This window comes from Kiritimatiellia bacterium, assembly GCA_018001225.1.
In the GTDB taxonomy this organism is placed as follows: Bacteria; Verrucomicrobiota; Kiritimatiellia; order CAIQIC01; family JAGNIJ01; genus JAGNIJ01.
In genome coordinates this window covers 45,177-63,054 of the sequence record JAGNIJ010000017.1, presented here as the reverse complement: position 1 = coordinate 63,054, position 17,878 = coordinate 45,177, and the positions used below count along the sequence as shown (strand labels likewise).

Here is a 17,878-nt window from a genome sequence, read left to right as displayed (position 1 = left end):
GCTACCCCTGCACGGTCAGGAGGAACTCCGCGTTGCTGCCGGTCTTCTTCAGGCGGTTGACCAGCAACTCCATGGCCTCGACGGGCGGGACGCCGTTGAGCGCCTTGCGCATGAGCCATATCTTCTGCAGCTCGTCCGGGTGCAGCAGGAGCTCCTCCTTGCGCGTCCCGGACTTCTCGATGTTGATGGCCGGGAAGATGCGCTTGTCCACGAGGTGCCGGTCCAGGCCCAGCTCCATGTTGCCGGTGCCCTTGAACTCCTCGAAGATCACCTCGTCCATGCGGCTGCCCGTGTCCACCAGGGCCGTCGCCACGATGGTCAGGCTCCCGCCGCCCTCGATGTTCCGGGCCGCGCCGAAGAAGCGCTTGGGCTTGTGCAGGGCGTTGGCGTCCACGCCACCGGAGAGGATCTTCCCGCTGTGCGGCTGCAGGGTGTTGTAGGCGCGCGCGAGGCGGGTGATGCTGTCGAGCAGGATCACCACGTCCCGGCCGCACTCGACCATGCGCTTGGCCATCTCGATGACGATCTCGGCCACCTGGACGTGCCGCTCGGGCGGCTCGTCGAACGTGGAGCTCAACACCTCGGCCTTCGTGTTGCGTTCCATGTCCGTCACTTCCTCGGGCCGCTCGTCGATCAGCAGGACGATGAGCTTGGCCTTGGGATTGTTGGCCGTGATGCTGTTCGCGATCTTCTGGAGCAGGACGGTCTTGCCGGTCCGGGGCGGCGCGACGATGAGGCCGCGCTGGCCCATGCCGATCGGGGTCAGCAGATCCAGGACCCGCATGGAGACCTCCTCCTTCGTCGTCTCGAGCACAAAGCGCCGGTCCGGGAAGAGCGGCGTCAGGTTCTCGAACGGGACCTTGTGCCGCTGGGCTTCCGGGTCGGTCTCGTTGATGCGGTCGACCTTGAGGAGCGCGAAGAAGCGCTCCTTGTCCTTCGGGGCGCGGATCTCGCCGTCCACCAGGTCGCCGGTGCGCAGGGCGAAACGGCGGATCTGGGAGGGCGAGACGTAGATGTCCTCGGGACACGGCAGGTAGTTGTAGTTCGGCGAGCGCAGGAAGCCGAAGCCGTCGGGCAGGATTTCCAGCACGCCGCGGCCATACATGGCGCCGTTGAGGCGGCCGTTGGCCTTGAGGATCTCGAAGATCAGCTCGTGCTTGCGGAGGGCGCCGAGGTCCTGGAGCCCATAGCTGTCGGCCATCTTGAGCAGGTCGGGGACGGACTGAACCTGGAGGTCGAAGAGGTGCAGCGTGCGGCCGGCGCCCTGGACGGGCGGCGGGGGCGGCGCGCCGTTCGCGGCGGCGGCCGGTTCCGCCACGTTGCCGTTCGCCACCGGCGGCGCGGGCGGCGGCGGGGGCATCGGCGGCGCGGGCTCGTGCTGCCGGCGCAGCGGCGGCTCGGACACGGGCGCATGGCTGCTGCCGGCGTGCGGGGTTCTGGTCCTGCGGTATCGTCCTCGGGGTTCAGGCATGGCTTACGGCTCCTCTCTCGTCCTGTTGTTCCATAGGGCCCGGACCTTTTTTTCGAGTTCGTCCAGGCTTCGGTTGTTTCGAATCACCACGTCCGCGCGGCGCGCCTTTTCCGACGGCGGCCACTGGGCCGCCCAGCGCGCCTGCGCCTCCGCGGCCGTCAGGCCGCGCCGCTTCAGGCGGGCCATCGCGGACCGTTTCGGCGCGGTCACGCACCACACGGCATCCCAATCCTTCGTCCGTCCCGTCTCGTACAGGAGCGGGACGATCACCGCGGCCGCCCGGCGCTCCCGCCGGCGGGCGCGGATCCATCGCTCGACCTCGGCGTACACCGCCGGGTGCACGAGGGCCTCCAGCGCGCGCCGCGCCCGGGGGTCCGCGAACACCCGCCGGGCCAGCGCCCGGCGATCCAGCTCTCCTTCCGGCGTCAGCACGCCCCGGCCGAACCGGCGCGCGATCGCCCGGAAGACCGGGCGGCCCGGCCGCTGCAGCTCGCGCGTGACCTCGTCCGTGTCGAGCACGGCCGCGCCCAGGCGCGCGAGGATCCGGCCGACCTCGCTCTTGCCGCAGGCCAGCCCGCCGGTCAGCCCGATGACTTGCGGGGCCGACGTCTTACGGGGCGGCTTCCCCGCCCGCGCGAAACCCTTGTTGCCGAAGCGATCCGACATGCCGCAGCACCTCTTGCGCCGTTTCCTCGCGGGCGTCCAGGAGCAGCGCGGAGGTCGCCCGCGCCTCGGCCCGATCCAATGCCCCCTGCTGCAACGCCTCCAGGGCCTCGATCCCGTACCGCCGCGCCGCGCCCTCGTCGGCCCGGGTCAGGATGCGGAACACGCGGTACTTCCTGTTCTCCCAGACCATCCGGAACCAGCGGCACTGCCCGGGCTCATGCTCGAGCCGTCGGGCCGCCGCGTACGCCGGGGGATTCAGGGCGTTCACGAGGTACCGCATCTGCCGCTCGGGCTCCACGGACGCGAATTCGCCGAGCCCGTAGACCAGGTAGCGGGCCCCCAGCCCGTCCGCCCAGTCCCTCAATTCCCGCTCGGTGCCCAGGAACAGCTTTTCCCCGTACAGCCGCACCCGCTCGCGGGCCGCTTCCGACTCGAACTTCGGATGCAGGAGCACCGGGCACTCCGCGTACGCGAGGACCGAGGCGCTGATTCCGAAATTGGCCAGGACCGGCTCGGGCCGCGCGTGCCGTCCCAGCCATTCCGTCAATTCCCCCATTTCCTTGTAATAGACCCCGCCGCGGCCCCAGCGTTCGGGCCTTTCCAGAGTGTGCGCCGCCTCGGCGCCCATCGCGGCGAGCCACAGGATCACCAGCCCCCGGGCCGCGCGGCGTCCTTCCAGCAGGGAGGCCGCCGCGAGGCCCAGCCACCCGGCCGCCCATACGGCCACCCACACGTGGAAGCGGGCAAAAAATACGAACGCGGCCGATGAAATTGAAATGAAAAAAACGTGACGAGCCAGACTGGAATCCCGACGAAATGCTTTCTTCAGTAAGAGTACCGCGCCGGACAGAAAAGTCAAGGGCAGCATGATCGGAAAAAGCTCGCGGGCCAGGGGCCAGGAGGCGGAATTCAACCCGGGCACCCAGAGGATGCGGGCGTCGAAGCTCAACCAGGCCGGGTCCGCCGGCTTGCGGTTCAGGTAGATCAGCTTCGCCGCGAGCAGGTCCATGAAATGGCCGTACGAAGAGCGGTAGGTTCCCGCGAGGAGAAGGCCAAGGACGACCGGCGCCACGAGCAGACCCGCGGTCGCGCACGCGGCGGAACGCGGCGGGAGGGAGGCCGGGCGGAAAACGCCGGCGAGGAGAAGGCCCAGGCCGAGGAGCATGGCCGGAGACTGCAGGAATCCGTGGGCACGGAGGTAGGGATTCAATCCTCCGGCCAGCGCCAGCGCGGCATAGGCGACGGCCCATTGCACCCAGGCCCAGCGGCCCGCCGGGCCGTGGCGGCCGCCGAGCAGGCGGAACGCGGAGGCCAGCATCCAGAAAAGGACGTAGAACTGCACCAGGTCCCACGACACCAGGGCCAGAGCCAGGCCGAGGGCGGACAGGACGATGGCGGCCCAGCGGACGGCGCGGGTGCCGGCCCGCGAGGCCAGCGCCTCGAAGGCCAAGTGGGCGATCAGCCACGGCAGCGCGAAATTCTCGTGCAGCAACTCCTGGCCGGTGGAGCGGATGACGCTGGAGAGCGACACGGCATAGAACCCGGCCGCGACCAGGCCGCCGGTCCACGAGCCGGCGCGCCAGCGAATCCAGAGGGCCATCCAGACCGCACCCAGACAGAACCAGCCCGTCTCGATCCAGCGCAACCGGTCCGCCAGCGGCAGGGACGAAGGGAAAAGCCGGGCCAGGGCCGCGTAGACGTATTCCGAGCCCACGGTGTCCGTCGCGGCCGTCGCCACGCCCTCGGGATACTGCAGGTCCGCGTCCCGCGCCGGCAGGCGCCCGTCGCGGAAGACCTGCCCGACGCGCCGGAAGTACAGGGCGCTCTCGAGCGTGAAGCGCGGGGCCTCGCCCAGGGCTTGGACCTGCGCGTCGAACACCGCCCGCCGGATGCCGAGGCCGCCGGTATACACCGCCAGCAGCGCCAGGCACACCAGGATGGTCCGCCCCCGTTTCATCCGGCGATCACCCGGCCCCGAAATCGAGCAGCCCCTGCTGCCCGGCGGCCGGCGCGGCGGGACGCAGGGGCCGCGCCAGGGATTCCAGGTCCATTTTCTCGAAGAAGCGCAGCAGGACGGCCGGGTCCGGGGGCGCCGCCTTCCACGCCTCCCACTCCGGCGCAATGGGCAGGTCGCGGCGCAGCCGCATCAACTCGCGGTTGCGGGCCAGCGTCTCGCTCCCCTCCTCCAGGGCGGCCCGGAAGCGCGGGTTCCCGATTTCATTCCGGCAGGCCAGCAACCGGTCCAGCGAGCCGAACTGCTGGAGCCACTTCGCGGCCGTTTTCGGCCCCACCCCCGGCACGCCGGGGATGTTGTCCACGCTGTCGCCGGTCAGGGCCAGCCAGTCGACCACCAGGGCAGGCGGCACGCCGGTCTTCTCCACCACCTGGGCGGGCCCCATCCGCTCCTCGGACCGGGAAAGCGGCACCATCCCCACTCGGTCGTCGAGCAACTGGTACATATCCTTGTCGCCCGTCGCGATCAGCACCTCCATGCCGCGCTCCACCGCCCGCCCGGACACCGTGGCGATGACGTCGTCCGCCTCCTGCCCCGGAAGCCGCAGGCAGGCGCGCCGGGCCGCGTCGAGATAGTCCTCTATGAACGCCAGTTGACGGTGCAGCGGCTCCGGCATCGGCGGGCGCTGGGCCTTGTAGGTCGGGAGCCGCGCCATGCGCTCTTCCGGCAAGCCGCCGTCGAAGGCGACGAGGACATGGGTGGGCGCCCACCGCTGCTCCAGTTGCTGCTGCATCCGGATGAAACCGAAGAGGGCATTGGTCGGGCGCCCGTCCCGGGCGGTGAGCTCCGGAATGGCGTGGAAGGCACGGTAGACCGCGGCCAGGCCGTCCACCAGCAAAAGTACGGGATTGGACATGGTTTAAGGAATACACACCCGCCCCTGCCTGACATCAGACAGGGGCCTCTCCGCGCCGCCCGGACCCGGGTTCGCCTGTCGCGCTCCGCCGGCCTTCGCTCAAGGAGTGGCGGCCGCATCGGTCGCGGCGGCCGTCATGCCGGTGCCCGGCAGGGTCCGGTCCTCGGGCTTATGCACGGGCTTGCCGGCCGGGTTGACCAGCCGCGCCGTCACGAAGATCAGCAGGTTGGTCTTCCGGCTCTTCTGCCCCTCGGTACGGAACAGGCGGCCGATGATCGGGATGTCGCCCAGGAAAGGAATCTTGTCCTTGAAGGTGATCAGCTCTTCGCGGATCAGCCCGCCCATGACGACCGTCTGCCCGTCCCAGATCACCAGGCTCGTGGTCACGTTGCGGCTGCTGAAAATCGGCTGCGGGATGTTGAAGGCGTAGATCAGCGGATCGCCGCTTTCCAGGAGCCCCGTGATGGGGTTGACCCGGTTCTGGGGCAGCGTGATGCGCGACCCGTACTGGATCCAGTCCACCAGCTCGGCCACCTCGGGCACGAGGGTCAGGTCGATCGTCCACCCGTCCGGCCCGACCGTCGGGGTGACGTTCAGGATCACGCCGACTTCGCGGGTCTGGAAGGCGCCCGGGGTCACCACCGGCGGCGTCACCAGGTCGCCCTGGCTCTGCACCGTGGGCTGGGTCACCTCGAACTCCGTCGGGTAAATGATCTCCTTCACGACCTGGATCTGCGCGTTCGCGCCGCTGCGCGTGGTGATGCGCGGGGCCGACAGCAGGTCCGAGTGCCCGCTCTGCGAGAGCGCCTGCAGGATCACCGTCAACTCGGGGTTCGTCAGCACGCTGGCCGCCGTCAGGATGCCGCCCATGGCGGTCTGCTGGTCGGCGCGGATCGTCGTGGGGCTGACCGGGCTGACGGCGAGGGTGGTGTTGTCGAACGCGAAGAAGCGGTTCCCCTTGGTGAAGCCGGCCTCGTCGGCGTTGATCTGGAAGCGCTCGGTGCCGGCCAGGGCGGCATTCGCCGTATTCTGGGCGATTTCCCAGTCGTCCGTCAGGATCCACTGCAGGCCCAGTTCCTCCAGGTCATCCTGGTTGACCTCGACAAAACGCGCCTCGATCTCGACCTGGGTCGGGATCACGTTCAACTGGGAGAGGATACGCTCGAAGGTGTCCAGGTTTTCCGCCGTGTTCGCCACGATCAACTGGCTGATGGTGGGGTTGTACGTGATGGACGTTCCCGCGGGGAACGGCACGCCGGCCTTTTCGAAGAACTCCTTCACGTCGCCGCGCTTCATCGACTGCGTGCCGCCGCCCATGGCGATGAAGTCGCCGGTGCGCTCGGCCGGCTCCGTCTCTTGTTTTTCCACGATCACGTCGAGGATGGAGGGCTGCACCGGATACAGGCGGGTGATCACGCGGCCCACCGCCACGTTGGCGGGCGTGATGATGACCACGTTGTCCTCGATGCGGTACTTCAGGTTGGCCACGTCGGTGATGTACTTGATGGCGTCGAGCAGGGACACGCGGCGCAGGCTCAACGTGATCGTGCGGACGCCGGGCGTCGGCGCGGCCACGGGGGCGGCCATGGCCGGCTCCGCGAAGAAATCGTCGAATTCATCCCCGCCGCCCATCGGGGCGACCGGGGCGGCCATCGGCACCGGGGCGGGCGCGGCGCTCTCCGCGCCGGGGACATTGAGGTTCAGCAGGATGTTGACGCCGAAGCCCTCGGGGTCGTTGGCTCGGGCCATTTCATCCAGGTTGCGGACCACGTCATGGATGTTCCCGTCGCGCACTTCAAACGAGGGGATGATGATCTTGGTGAGCTTTTCCTGCAACTTCTGGGTCGCGGTCTTGTCGACCGTCGTTTCCCCGCCCAGCAGGCGCTCCGGGGTCTCGGCCTCGTCGCGGACGGGCGGGTTCCACGCGTCGCGCACCTGCTGCATCATGTCGGCGATGGTGGCGTTGCGCTCGGTCGTGCGCCGCTTGTAACGGCGCTCGTCGATGCGGCGCAGGTAGCGCATGGCCTCGACGTTGTACTCGTCCTGCAGCAGCACCTGCTCGTACAGCCGCTCGGCCGCATTGTAGTCTTCGAGGTCGAAGAACTGACGCCCCTCCACGAGCAGTTCGGAGACGGTCTTCTGCTTCTTGAGGGTCTCGGGCCGGTCCGCCGGGGGCTTCGGCCGGGCGGCGATATCCTCCGCCTTGGCGATCCGCTTGAGCAGGGCATCGGCCGGCCGGTGCTCCGGCACCGCGCGCAAGGCCTTCTCCACGTTTTCGCGGGCGGACTTGAGATCGTCCTTCTGAAGCTGGCTGCTGGCCACCTGGTAATACGATTCCGCCAGCCCCCACTTGGCGCGCTCGATCAGCGCGACGTTCTGGGGCCGCTCGGGCAGGTTTTTCACGGCCTCTTCGAAGGCGGCGGCGGCCGCCACGTAGTCCTGCCCCTGCAGGGCCGCGTAGCCGGCGTCCAGTTTCTTCTCGCCGTCGACCTGCATCGCCTGGCGCTTCACTTCCTCCTGCATGGCGATCTGGCGCGCTTCCTTGGCGCTGACCTTTTTCTTGGCCGGCTTCTCCGGTTCGGCTTCGGCGGCTTCCTCGGGAGCGGCCTCTTCGGCCGCGGCTTCCAGGGCGGCGGGCGCCTCCATAACAGGCTCGACGGCGGGTTCGGCGAAGAGGGACTCTTCCGCCGGCGCGGCCGCGGGGGTTTCTTCCCAGATGCTGGCCGGCGCTTCTTCCACCACTTCCGCCGGGGGCTCTTCCACGACCGGGGCCTCGATGACCGCGGGCTCTTCCAGAACGGACGGTTCTTCGGCCACGGCGGGCTCTTCCAGGACCGCGGGCTCTTCCGCGACGACAGGCTCCTCGACGGGCGCGGCCTCCAGCAGCGGCTCCTCCGCCGGCGCGGCTTCCAGGCTTTCCTCGGCGACCGCGGGCTCTTCCATCGGGGCCGCTTCTTCCAGCAACGCGGGCGCGGGCTCCTCCATCAGCGGCTCGGCCGGCGCCTCCGCGGCAGCCTCCTCCATCACGGGGGCCTCGATCGCGACGTCCTCGGCGACCGCTTCGACGGGTTCCAGCGCCGCGGGCGCGGCTTCTTCCGTCACGGCCTCTTCCAACACCGCCTCCACCGGGGCGGCTTCTTCCATCGGCGCTTCGGCCGCGGGCGCTTCAACGGCCGGCACTTCGGCCGCGGGCGCGGCCGTTTCGGCCGGGGCGGATTCGATATCCTTGAGCAAGTCCTCCAGCGAGCCGGCCTCCTGCGCCGCCGCCGGTGTGACCATCATCCCGCCGCACACCCCCGCCAGTATCAACGCCGTGATGCCGAGTCTCATGGAGTACTCCTCCTTGCGTCGTTTCCGATTATCGCTTTTCAATGGTACTGTTTCCAAATGCCGGGCGCTGCCCGCGCTAAAAAAATCATTCACCGCCCAGGGGATTCGCGGCCCCGGGCAAGCCCGAGCCGCCCGGGGCTCCACCGGCCGCCATGTCCGCGGCGGTCAACATCGGGACCACGGTGTCCTTGTCCGTCTTCACGTCGCGTATTACAACGCTATTCCGTTTGATGTCAACGACTTTGTACTCCTGCCCCTTGAGTGTGATCATGTCCCCGACCCGCGCCCGCATGGGCGTCCGGTCCAGGAGGAACACCAACTGGGCGATCAGTTCCTCCTGCTGCACGGCCTGGCCCTTGATCAGGTTGATCTTCTTCTCGCCCTGCTGCATGACCAGCGTCGGGCCTGCGGAGGCGCCGGGGAGATACTCGATCGCCGTGAAGCCTTCCACCGCTTCGCCGATCTTGACAAAATACGTCCGCTCCAGCGTCCGCAGGTTCAACTGGAACTGGAACACGCCGTCGGAGATTTCGTTGACGCCCTGGAACCGCAGGAAGAATGGCTCGGTGACCACCTTCCGGAGGCGGAGCTTGGCCGGGAGTTCCGGGAAATCCTTGGAGTCGGTGGGATCCGTCTGCGCCAGGAACTCCTCGAGATTCAAGAATCCGTCCCCGTCCAGGTCGCCCTGGGCGTCCGCCTTGTCGGAGGGATTCAGGCCGTACTTGGTTTCCCACCAGTCCTTGATGCCGTCCGCGTCGAGATCGATCTTCAGGGGATCAATGGCCTGGGGCTGCTCCTTCCCGCAGAAAGGGCACTGCGCGGCGTTGAACGCGATGGGCTTGGAACATTTCACGCAACTGACGCGCACCTCGCTGACCATCAGGCGCTGGTTGCGGGTTTCCGCCTGGAACGGCCTCGCGAGCTGCTCCAGGCTGGGCTTGAAGGCCTCGAGGTCCGCGGGTTTGGCCGGCCGCGGGGCGGTCGGCGCCTGGTCCCACTGGCCCAGCGCCAGCTGCCGGCGGATGCTTCCGATCTGGAAGATCAGGATCACGGCGGAGAAGAGCAGCGCCAGCAGCATGACGACGACCAGCACCTTGTCGTACATCTGGCTCAACCAGCTTGATTTCTGGCGCGGATCGGTGCTCACGATGAAGCCTCCCCGTCCTGCGGCGAATGGAAGCGGTACACCTCCACCTCGACGATCACCTTGACGGGCTCCCGGCCGGCCGAGACGCGTTTCTCCCGCGCCAGCGGCGCGGCGGGCGCCGTTCCCGGCGCGGCCGTGGCCGGAAGCGGGGCCGTCACTTTCGGCACGCCCGTTTCGTTCTCCAACTGCAGCCGGGTCACCACGAGGAACCGCTTGCTGGAAGCGACCCGGTTGAGGAAATCCTCCACGGCGGCATCGCGGCCGCGGAAGGTTACCGTGTACCGCTGCCGGCTGAAGAGGCCCGAGGCGTCCTTGTAGGTATCCGCCGTCGCGGCCGCCGTCGCCGCCGGCGCCCCGCCGCCGTACCGCGCCATGCGCGGATCCACGAAGGTCTCCGTCGCGACCGTCGGGCGGGCCGAGGCTTCAAACACCGCCCGCTCGATGGACGAGATCTCGCCGATCTTCGAGGCGTAGAGCAGGCCGCACAGGAACTCGACTTCCTTCATCTGGGCCACCAGCCTCGGCACGTCCACCGCATCGGGCAGCGTGCCGGCCGCGTAGCGGTCGAACCCGAAGGAAAACCCCGGGGGCAGCGCCACCTTCACCTTGGCCGCCGCGCCGAACAGGCGCCGGCGCGTCTGGTCTAACAGCAGGTTGAACTCGGCCGGCTCCATCTCCGCGATCTCGGGTTGGCCCTCCTGCAGGGATTTCATCAGCGTGCCGAAGAAATCCTGGAGCACCGCCAGGTTGGTCCGGACCACGGCCACGTTCTCCTCGGAGGGGAACGGGTCGCGGCCGTTCAGGATGGTCAGGCGCTGCTGGGCCGACTGCAGTTCCCGGTTCACCTTCTGGTAGGAAGAGTTGAACCTAAACAGGAGGACCAGCAGGATGACGAGCAGCACCCCGGCGATCGCGCCGCCCACGATCAACGTCATGTTCTTCTTGAGGTTCATACGTTCAACGGGGTTTTAAGCACGAGCAGGATCTTGAACTGGCGGACGAAATCGTCCTGGCCCGGCGAGGGCGCCCAGATGATCTCGGTGTCGGGCCCGAACAGGGGCATCTGCCGCAGCTTGTCGCGGAACTCGCGGATCGTGCCGCCGGCGCCCGCCTTGTCCTCGTAGGCCAGGCCCGAAATCTCCAGCGTCCTGACCGGCCCCGAATCCTTCCGCGCGGCCGACTCGTCCGGCGGCGGGAGGTTGGGATCGGCCGGCGCCGCGGACGCGTCGGACGCCGGCTTGAGGGAGATCAGCCAGACGCCCTCCGGCAGGCTGCCGTGGACCTGGTCCACGACCTCCAGCCACTGCGTGCGCTTGGCGGACAGCCCGAGCAGGCTGCCGATGGTCTTCTGCACGCCGGCCACCTGGGTCTCGCTTTCGCGGAGCCGGCCCTCGACCTGCTCCAGGGCTTGGACCCGGGCCTTCACCTTGACCATCCGCTCCTCGGCCAGGCCGCTCATCTTGACGAAGTAGGCGCACCAGACGCCCAGGGTGAGCAGCAGGGCGACGGCGGCCGCGAGGAAGAGCGGCTGCTTGCGGCGGAAGGCCTTCTCGGCCTGGATCTTCGGGGGCAGCAGGTTGATCTCGATCGGGCAGGTCAGGAAGCGGCGGAGGGCCAGGCCGACCACCTGCCCCATCTGGCCCGCGTAGCGCGCGATCTCGTCGGTCTCGATGCCCTCGCTGACGGCGACGTTGAGGAAGGGGTTCAGGTAATCCACGTTCACCTTCATCTTGTCCTTGAGGAACGAGTCGGTGTACGGGATGGCCGCGGTGCCGCCGGAGAGCAGGATGAGGGACGGCTGCTGCCCGCTCTGCTGGCTGCGGTAGAAATTGACCGAGCGGTTGATCTCGGCGTGGAGGCGGGTCATGACGCTGCGCACGCTCTTGGAGACCTTGTCCACGACCTCGCTCTTGGGCCCCTCGTAGGCGCCGCCGAAGGCGACGAAGGCGTGGGCCTTCTTCAGGGCCTCGGCGTCGGCAAAGGACATGCCGAACTCCGTCATGATCTGCTGGGTGATCGCGTTGCCGGCGACGGGGATGCTGCGGCTGAAGACGCGGCCCTTCTCGATGAAGATCAGGTCCGTCGAGCGCGCGCCCATGTCCACGACGAGCGTGCACTCGGGGAGGTCGTTGTAGTTGTAGCGGACGGCGTTGTAGAGCGCCATCGGCGCCACGTCCACCAGGTCCGTCACCAGGCCGGCCTGCTCGACGCAGCCGGTGAGTTCCTCGATGATGTCCGCCTTGATCGCGGCCAGCATCACGTCCAGTTCGCCCGTCGCGCCGCCGATGAGCTGGTAGTCCCAGACCACCTCCTCGATCGGGAACGGGACGTTCTGCTGCGCCTCGTAGAGGATGATCTGGTAGACCTTGTCGCGGTCGACGGGGGGCAGCTTGACGAAGCGGGAGAACACCGCCTGGCCGGACACGGAAAGGAGCACGCGGCCGGGCCGGATGCCCCGGTCCTGCATGATTTCGCGCAGGGTGGTGCTGATGTAGGCCGACCGCTCGCCTTCCGCCTGGGGATCGAGGTCGAGGGACGCGACCCCGAAGTTCACCAGCTCGACGCCGCCGGATTTCAGGGCGGCGAACGCGGCCATCTTCAGGCTGCTGGCGCCGATGTCCAGGGCCAGTATGTGATCGCCTTTGAACATGGGTCAGCGTCCGCCGGGCGCCCCGGTCTTGATGGCTTCGTACGTGTCGAAATCGATCATGGCGAACGGCGTCTGCATGCGGTTCAGGATGAAGCCGTCCACCGGCGCCAGCTGTTCCCACCAGCGCTGCTGGGAGGATGGCTGGCTCTCCATGGCGACCAGCTGCCCCCGGAAGGTCACCAGGACCGCCACCGCCTCCACGTCGCCGTACCGGGCCAGCGTGCTCGGGTGGAGGTACATGTCGCTCATGTGCTTGCCCTTCTGGATCGTGACGTAGGTCACGTCGCCGCGGAACAGGACGGGCCCCTTCTGCGGCCCGACCTTGTCGCGGACGAGGACGTAGTAGGTGAAGGTCAGCTCATCCATCCACTCGGGCTCGGTCTCGTACTGGGTCAGGATCTGGAACCATTCGCGCGTGCGGGCCATGGTCTGGCCTTTGAGCAGCTGGTACTGGGGGGTGATGGCCTTGCTGCCCTTCATGGCCCGGATCTTGACGGGCCGGGAAGCGGTCGCGGGTTGCTGCGCCGCGACCTCGCTCGCCACGCCTGCCGCCAGCAGGATCATCACCACGATCAGGCCGCATGACCATTTTCTCATCCTGGCTCCTCCCGCTGTAATACCCGATCCGAAAAAAACCCGCGCGGCGCGAACCATCCCCGTGGAACAGCCCCGCGAAATACACGCCGCCGACCGGAGCGGCTGCTTGCCGCCTGTACGTCTCCGAACACCCCGCAGCTTCAGTGGAATATATGAAAAGCCCGAAGATAGAGTCAACAAAGGAATGCGCGGCCGGACCGCTTTTTTTGCGCCCGACGCCCTCGCGGCCTCATGGCGCCGGCGGGCTGCAGCGGGGACAGGGCACCCGGCCGGTCCCGCGGCATGTCGGGCACGGGTTGAAATGCGTGTCGGCGAGGTACCCCGCCCCCTGGCAGAAGGGGCAGCGCGACTTGCCCGTGCCGATCCGGGGCGCGTATTGGCCCGTCCCCTTGCACTGGGGACAGGGCTTCCGCGCCGCTTCGGAAACGGAACCCCGCCCGCCGCAGCCCGGACAGGCTACCTGGCGGGTATTCTGGCAGAAGGCGCAGTGCCGGGTGGCCGCGTGCCGCTCGGCCAGGACGGTATCGAAACGCCACGGCGGCGGCATCAGCAGCATCCACAGGCGCTCCCACCAGTGCTCCGGCCAGACCACCTGCAGGCGGACCACCTCCTCCCGCAGCCGGTCGTCAAAGCGCAGCAGGGTCCCGGGCTCGAGGAGGTAGAAGGGAAACGAGGCCACCCTCCCCTTGACCGACTGCAGCACCACCCCGTCCGGCCCCACCCCGACGAGGACGCCGGTCGCCGCCTGCCCACTGGCCCGACGCAGCGTCACTGTCTCGCCGATGGCGCATTTCGGATACTGGTCATTGACGGCCGTCACGGCCTGCCCGATGCGCTCGCGCTGGAACTTCTTCCACGCTCCCGGGTACCAGCGCCACCCCAGGAACGCCGCGACGCCCAAGCCTGCCGCCAAAAGGAGCCCCGCGAGCGGCAGGAGCCTCCCCGCCCAACGCCGGGAAGAATGACCGCGGACCGTCCGCAACCGCGTGCCCGTAGCCCGGTTGAAGCCGCACTGCAGGCAGACGGTCACGTGCGAAGGCATGATCGCCCCGCACGACGGGCAGGGTTCGCCGGGGTCGTTGAGATGACTTCCGGAAGGACGCAAACGCAGACCTGAAGACGGTTCCTGTTCCGACGTCATTGGATCGCCCCGAAAGACGCTTTACTTCCTACACCGCCCGCAAGGGCGCGCGCTCCAACGGATTGCACTGCCGGTGTCCCTGGCATAGAGGCCCATCTCCTCGACCGTAACGGTCCCATAGTCCGGGTGATAAAGGCAAAATCCCATCCCGCCGCAGTCCTTGCAAACAGGGCCGGATGATTCGATCGAACGGAACCCGCTCCCGCGGCATACGGGACACATGTAGGAACTATCCGCCCCCCTTCGCCGGCCTTCCTTCCGCAACATCAATCGGCCTTCTCCCTTGCAGGCATAGCAGGTCAGCCTTGCCGGAGCCGACGGGCTCGATGCCACCGAAGACTTGGCCGGCGCGGAGGCCCCGGGTGAAGAAGAAGGCCTGGATGGGGACTCCGGTTGGGGCTGGGACCCCGCAGGGGTGACGGCCGCCTTGTGCTCTTGCCAAAGATAATAGGCCCCCCCGCCCAGCGCCGCCACCAACACCACCTCGGTGATACGCATCCCCCCCCTCCTTCGCTCCCGCTTCCGGCGCGGGAGCCGGCCCCGTCAGATCCGGGATCCCGCCGGGATCACCGCATTTTTCGGGATGACGATGATGCCGTCGCGGATCGTATAGCGGTCGGTCACGCCGTCCGGCTTGCCGTCCGGCGTGATGTAGGCGCCGTCGCCGATGCGCGCGTTCTTATCCACGATCGCATTGCGGATAAAGCAGTCGCGGCCGATGCCGATGGGCGGCCGGCCCGGCTCGGGCTCCTTCTCGTAGTAGTCCGCACCCATGATCACCGAGTGCTCGATCACGCTGCCCTGCCCCACGATCGCGCGGATGCCGACGATCGAGTGCAGGATGCGGTGCCCCGAGATGATGCAGCCCTCCGAGAGCAGGCACCGGTTCAGGTCGCAGCAGTTGATCTTGGACGGCGGCAGGTAGCGCATGCGCGTGTGGATGGGCGCCTTGGCGTCGTAGAAGTTGAACTCCGGCACCACCTCGGTCAGCGCGACGTTGGCCTCCCAGAAGGAACGGATCGTCCCGATGTCCTTCCAGTAGCCCTCGAAAATGAAACTGAACACCTTGTGCTTCTCGATGCACGAGGGGATCACGTGCTTGCCGAAGTCCGTGAGGTCGTTGTCCAGCAGCTTGTGCAGCACCGCCGTGTTGAACACGTAGATGCCCATGCTGGCGAGGTAGCGCTCTTCGCGGTACATCGGCGCGCGCAGGACGTCGAGCTCGGGGGAATTCCCGGGCTTCTCCACGAACCGGACGATGCGCTTCCGGTCGTCCACCTGCATGATACCCAACGAGCCGGCCTCGCCGCGGGGCACGGGCTTGGTGGCGATGGTCACCTCCGCGCCCGTCTCGATATGCTGCTTGAGGACTTCGGCGAAATTCATCCGGAAGAGCTGGTCGCCGGAAAGCACGACGATGTAGTCCGGGTTCTCGTCCATGAAGTAGCGGAAGTTCTGGCGGACGGCGTCCGCGGTGCCCTGGTACCACTCCTCGGAGCCGGGCGTCTGCTGGGCCGCCAGGATCTGGACGTAGCCCTGCGAGAATTGGTCGAACCGGTACGTCGTTTGCACGTGCCGGTGCAGGGACACGCTGTTGAACTGGGTCAGCAGGAAGATGTGCCGGATGCCGCTGTTGATGCAGTTGCTGATGGGGATGTCCACCAGCCGGTACTTGCCGGCGATGGGCACCGCTGGCTTGGCCCGGTCGCGGGTGAGCGGCTGCAGCCGGCTCCCCTCGCCCCCGCCCATGATGACACCGACGACGTTCATGATGGCTCACTGTCCTGCTTCATGACTCACTATACCCCGGCCGCCGCGGTAAAGGCAAGGAGGGGGAAGAAGGAGTCAGGGGGCGATCTCAACGTTCAACAACCAACATTCAACGTTCAATTGTTGAGCGTTGGGCGTTGATTGTTGAGCGTTGAAACCCAACCAGGACAACGGGCTCTCGCTGTCGCGGCCCCTCGCTTGCCGTCTCTCGTCCTCTCCGCTATAGTGCGGGCCTGTTTGACAACCAACGGCGGGGGAGATCAATTCATGAAACTCGGCATCATCGGCGGGACGGGCTTGTACGACCTGGTCGGGCTCCGGGATGTGGAGCACCGGGCCGTCGAGACCCCTTTCGGCAAGCCCTCGGAGCCGTACATCCACGGCAAGCTGGGCGCCGTGGACGTCTACTTCCTCCCCCGTCACGGGCACGGGCACCACATCATGCCGTCGGAACTGAACCACCGGGCCAACATCTTCGGGTTCAAGACCCTGGGCGTGGAGCGCGTCATCGGGATCAGCGCCGTCGGCAGCCTGCGCGAGGACCTGCGCCCCCGGGACGTCTGCCTGCCGGACCAGTACTTCGACCGGACCAAGCACGCCGCCGAGCACACGTTCTTCGGGAAGGGCCTGGTCGCCCACGTCGCCTTCGCCGAGCCCGTCTGCCCGGACCTGCGGCACCACCTGCACGCCGTCGCGCAGGAGATCGTTTCCGGCGACGCGCGGCACCAGGGCCAGCGCGTCCAGAACGGCGGCACCTACGTCAACATGGAGGGCCCCGCGTTTTCCACGAAGGCCGAGTCGCTCTACTACCGGCGGTTCGGGTTCGACGTGATCGGCATGACCAGCCTGGCGGAGGCCAAGCTGTGCCGCGAGGCGGAACTCTGCTACGCCTCGGCCTGCATGGTGACGGACTACGACTGCTGGCACGAGTCCGAGGAGACCGTGTCGCTGGAGATGATCATCAGCAACCTCAAGGCCAACGCGGGGTTCGCCGGGGAGTTGATCCGGCGCCTCGCGGCCCGCCTGACGGACCAGCGGCCCTGCTCCTGCGGCCGCGCGCTGGAAAACGCCATCCTGACGAGCCCGGACAAGATTCCGCCCGCCCGGCGCAAGGAACTGGAGCCGATCGTCGGGAAGTATCTGAAGTAACCACGGCCGGGACGGCCGCGTCACTTGCCAAAACAGAACGCCCCCCGCCGGGAGGCGAGGGGCGCGCGCTTAACGTGACCGGCCGCTACAGGGAGGTCGAAGTCGACGTGGCCGTGCTATCCGTGGTTCCCTCCGTGCCGCCGCCCTCCGTGCCGCCCGGCGCGCCGCTCGGGGTCACCTCGGTGATCACCCCTGCCGTGCCAGCGGAAAGTGCGTCCACACCGGAAGATACGCCCGCCTCCTCCACCCAGGTCCCCTGCATGCGGTACTGGGTATTGGCCTCGGTGATGTAGTACTTGGTGTACTCGACCGTCTCGTTCTTCTGATTGTAATCCTGCACCTGGTCGCGGCTGCGCGTGCGGCCGTTGGAGCGGTTGTCGGTGATGCTCTGGCTCACGAGGTTGCTGCTCCCGGAGGGCGTGACCGTGTACGTCTGCTCCGAGCGATAGACCTCGTTGCCGAACTCGTCGTAGGCCACGATGGTCAGCTTGGTCGTGATATTGGTGCCGTCCGTGGTGATCGTGGTCGAGTTGGTGGTCCAGGAGAAATTCTCCGTGTACGAAACCGAACTGGTCGCGCTGTCCCGCTGCACATCGCTCTGGGTGATGGTCGTGGTCTCGGTTTCCGTCTGGCCCTGGACATCGTCCACGGCCACGCCGTGGATGATGCCGGCGAAGTTGACGTTCCGGGCCGCCACGTTGTCATGGCCGGAGAAATTGATCTGCGCCTGCGCCAGGAGGGCCCCCGCCGGGTACACGCCGCTCGACGAAGGCGGCGCGATCACGCCGGGCGAGCCGATCGTGCCGGAGTATTCCGAACCGTTGTTGTCGAGCACCTTGACGGCATTGCCCGCGTGCTGGACCACCAGCCGGGTGATCGTGCTGCCGGACGTGCCGGCCACGGCCCGCCCGCCCGAAAGATTGCCGTAATACACGCCGGAGAAATTAATGGAGATCCCGGCGCCCTTCGAGGTGTTGAACGAATCCGTGCTGGTCGACCATTCGCAGCCGAGGAGAATAGCCGAGACCGCGGCCAAACCAGCGACGGCACTCCAGATCCACATTTTTTTCATCTTATTCTCCTTGCC

The 17,878-nt window shown here is 67.5% G+C and carries 13 protein-coding genes; 1 reads left to right on the top strand and 12 read right to left on the bottom strand.

Features of this window, described 5'->3' with window-relative positions; all coding sequences use genetic code 11:
• Position 1 precedes the first annotated feature (1 nt).
• The 11 genes from rho to KA248_07450 all read right to left on the bottom strand — a co-directional run bounded on the left by rho (position 2) and on the right by KA248_07450 (position 15,642).
• Positions 2-1,360, bottom strand: a complete 1,359-nt coding sequence (rho, locus tag KA248_07500; GenBank protein ID MBP7829747.1) for a transcription termination factor Rho — start codon at positions 1,358-1,360, stop codon at positions 2-4.
• Positions 1,361-1,474: 114 nt separating this feature from the next.
• On the bottom strand, positions 1,475-2,137 hold the full coding sequence (locus tag KA248_07495; protein MBP7829746.1) for a dephospho-CoA kinase: 663 nt from the start codon (positions 2,135-2,137) through the stop codon (positions 1,475-1,477).
• Complete coding sequence (locus KA248_07490; protein MBP7829745.1) at positions 2,082-4,094, bottom strand: hypothetical protein; 2,013 nt, start codon at positions 4,092-4,094, stop codon at positions 2,082-2,084. The genes KA248_07495 and KA248_07490 overlap by 56 nt, the downstream gene beginning before the upstream one ends.
• A gap of 7 nt (positions 4,095-4,101) precedes the next feature.
• On the bottom strand, positions 4,102-5,007 hold the full coding sequence (locus tag KA248_07485) for a hypothetical protein (protein ID MBP7829744.1): 906 nt from the start codon (positions 5,005-5,007) through the stop codon (positions 4,102-4,104).
• Positions 5,008-5,106: 99 nt separating this feature from the next.
• Positions 5,107-8,337, bottom strand: a complete 3,231-nt coding sequence (locus KA248_07480; GenBank protein MBP7829743.1) for a hypothetical protein — start codon at positions 8,335-8,337, stop codon at positions 5,107-5,109.
• An 85-nt stretch (positions 8,338-8,422) separates the two neighbouring features.
• Complete coding sequence (locus KA248_07475; GenBank protein ID MBP7829742.1) at positions 8,423-9,484, bottom strand: hypothetical protein; 1,062 nt, start codon at positions 9,482-9,484, stop codon at positions 8,423-8,425.
• A complete protein-coding gene (locus KA248_07470; protein MBP7829741.1) occupies positions 9,481-10,437 on the bottom strand; it encodes an Amuc_1100 family pilus-like protein in 957 nt (318 codons plus the stop codon). Before KA248_07470 ends, KA248_07475 begins: the two co-directional genes overlap by 4 nt.
• Positions 10,434-12,134 (bottom strand): type IV pilus assembly protein PilM, encoded by a 1,701-nt coding sequence (gene pilM, locus KA248_07465; GenBank protein ID MBP7829740.1) that lies wholly within the window; start codon positions 12,132-12,134, stop codon positions 10,434-10,436. Before pilM ends, KA248_07470 begins: the two co-directional genes overlap by 4 nt.
• A gap of 3 nt (positions 12,135-12,137) precedes the next feature.
• Positions 12,138-12,731, bottom strand: coding sequence for a hypothetical protein (locus KA248_07460; GenBank protein ID MBP7829739.1), 594 nt, complete (start codon positions 12,729-12,731; stop codon positions 12,138-12,140).
• A 229-nt stretch (positions 12,732-12,960) separates the two neighbouring features.
• Positions 12,961-13,773 (bottom strand): hypothetical protein, encoded by an 813-nt coding sequence (locus KA248_07455; protein MBP7829738.1) that lies wholly within the window; start codon positions 13,771-13,773, stop codon positions 12,961-12,963.
• Positions 13,774-14,415: 642 nt separating this feature from the next.
• Positions 14,416-15,642, bottom strand: coding sequence for a glucose-1-phosphate adenylyltransferase (locus tag KA248_07450; protein ID MBP7829737.1), 1,227 nt, complete (start codon positions 15,640-15,642; stop codon positions 14,416-14,418).
• 267 nt (positions 15,643-15,909) lie between these two features.
• On the opposite strand from KA248_07450, the gene mtnP reads away from it, so the two are divergent.
• Entirely contained in the window at positions 15,910-16,791 is an 882-nt protein-coding gene (gene mtnP / locus KA248_07445; protein MBP7829736.1) for an S-methyl-5'-thioadenosine phosphorylase, read from the top strand.
• A gap of 85 nt (positions 16,792-16,876) precedes the next feature.
• On the opposite strand, the gene KA248_07440 is transcribed toward mtnP, so the two are convergent.
• Positions 16,877-17,863: a hypothetical protein gene (locus KA248_07440; GenBank protein MBP7829735.1), complete on the bottom strand. Its 987-nt coding sequence runs from the start codon at positions 17,861-17,863 to the stop codon at positions 16,877-16,879.
• Positions 17,864-17,878 lie beyond the last annotated feature (15 nt).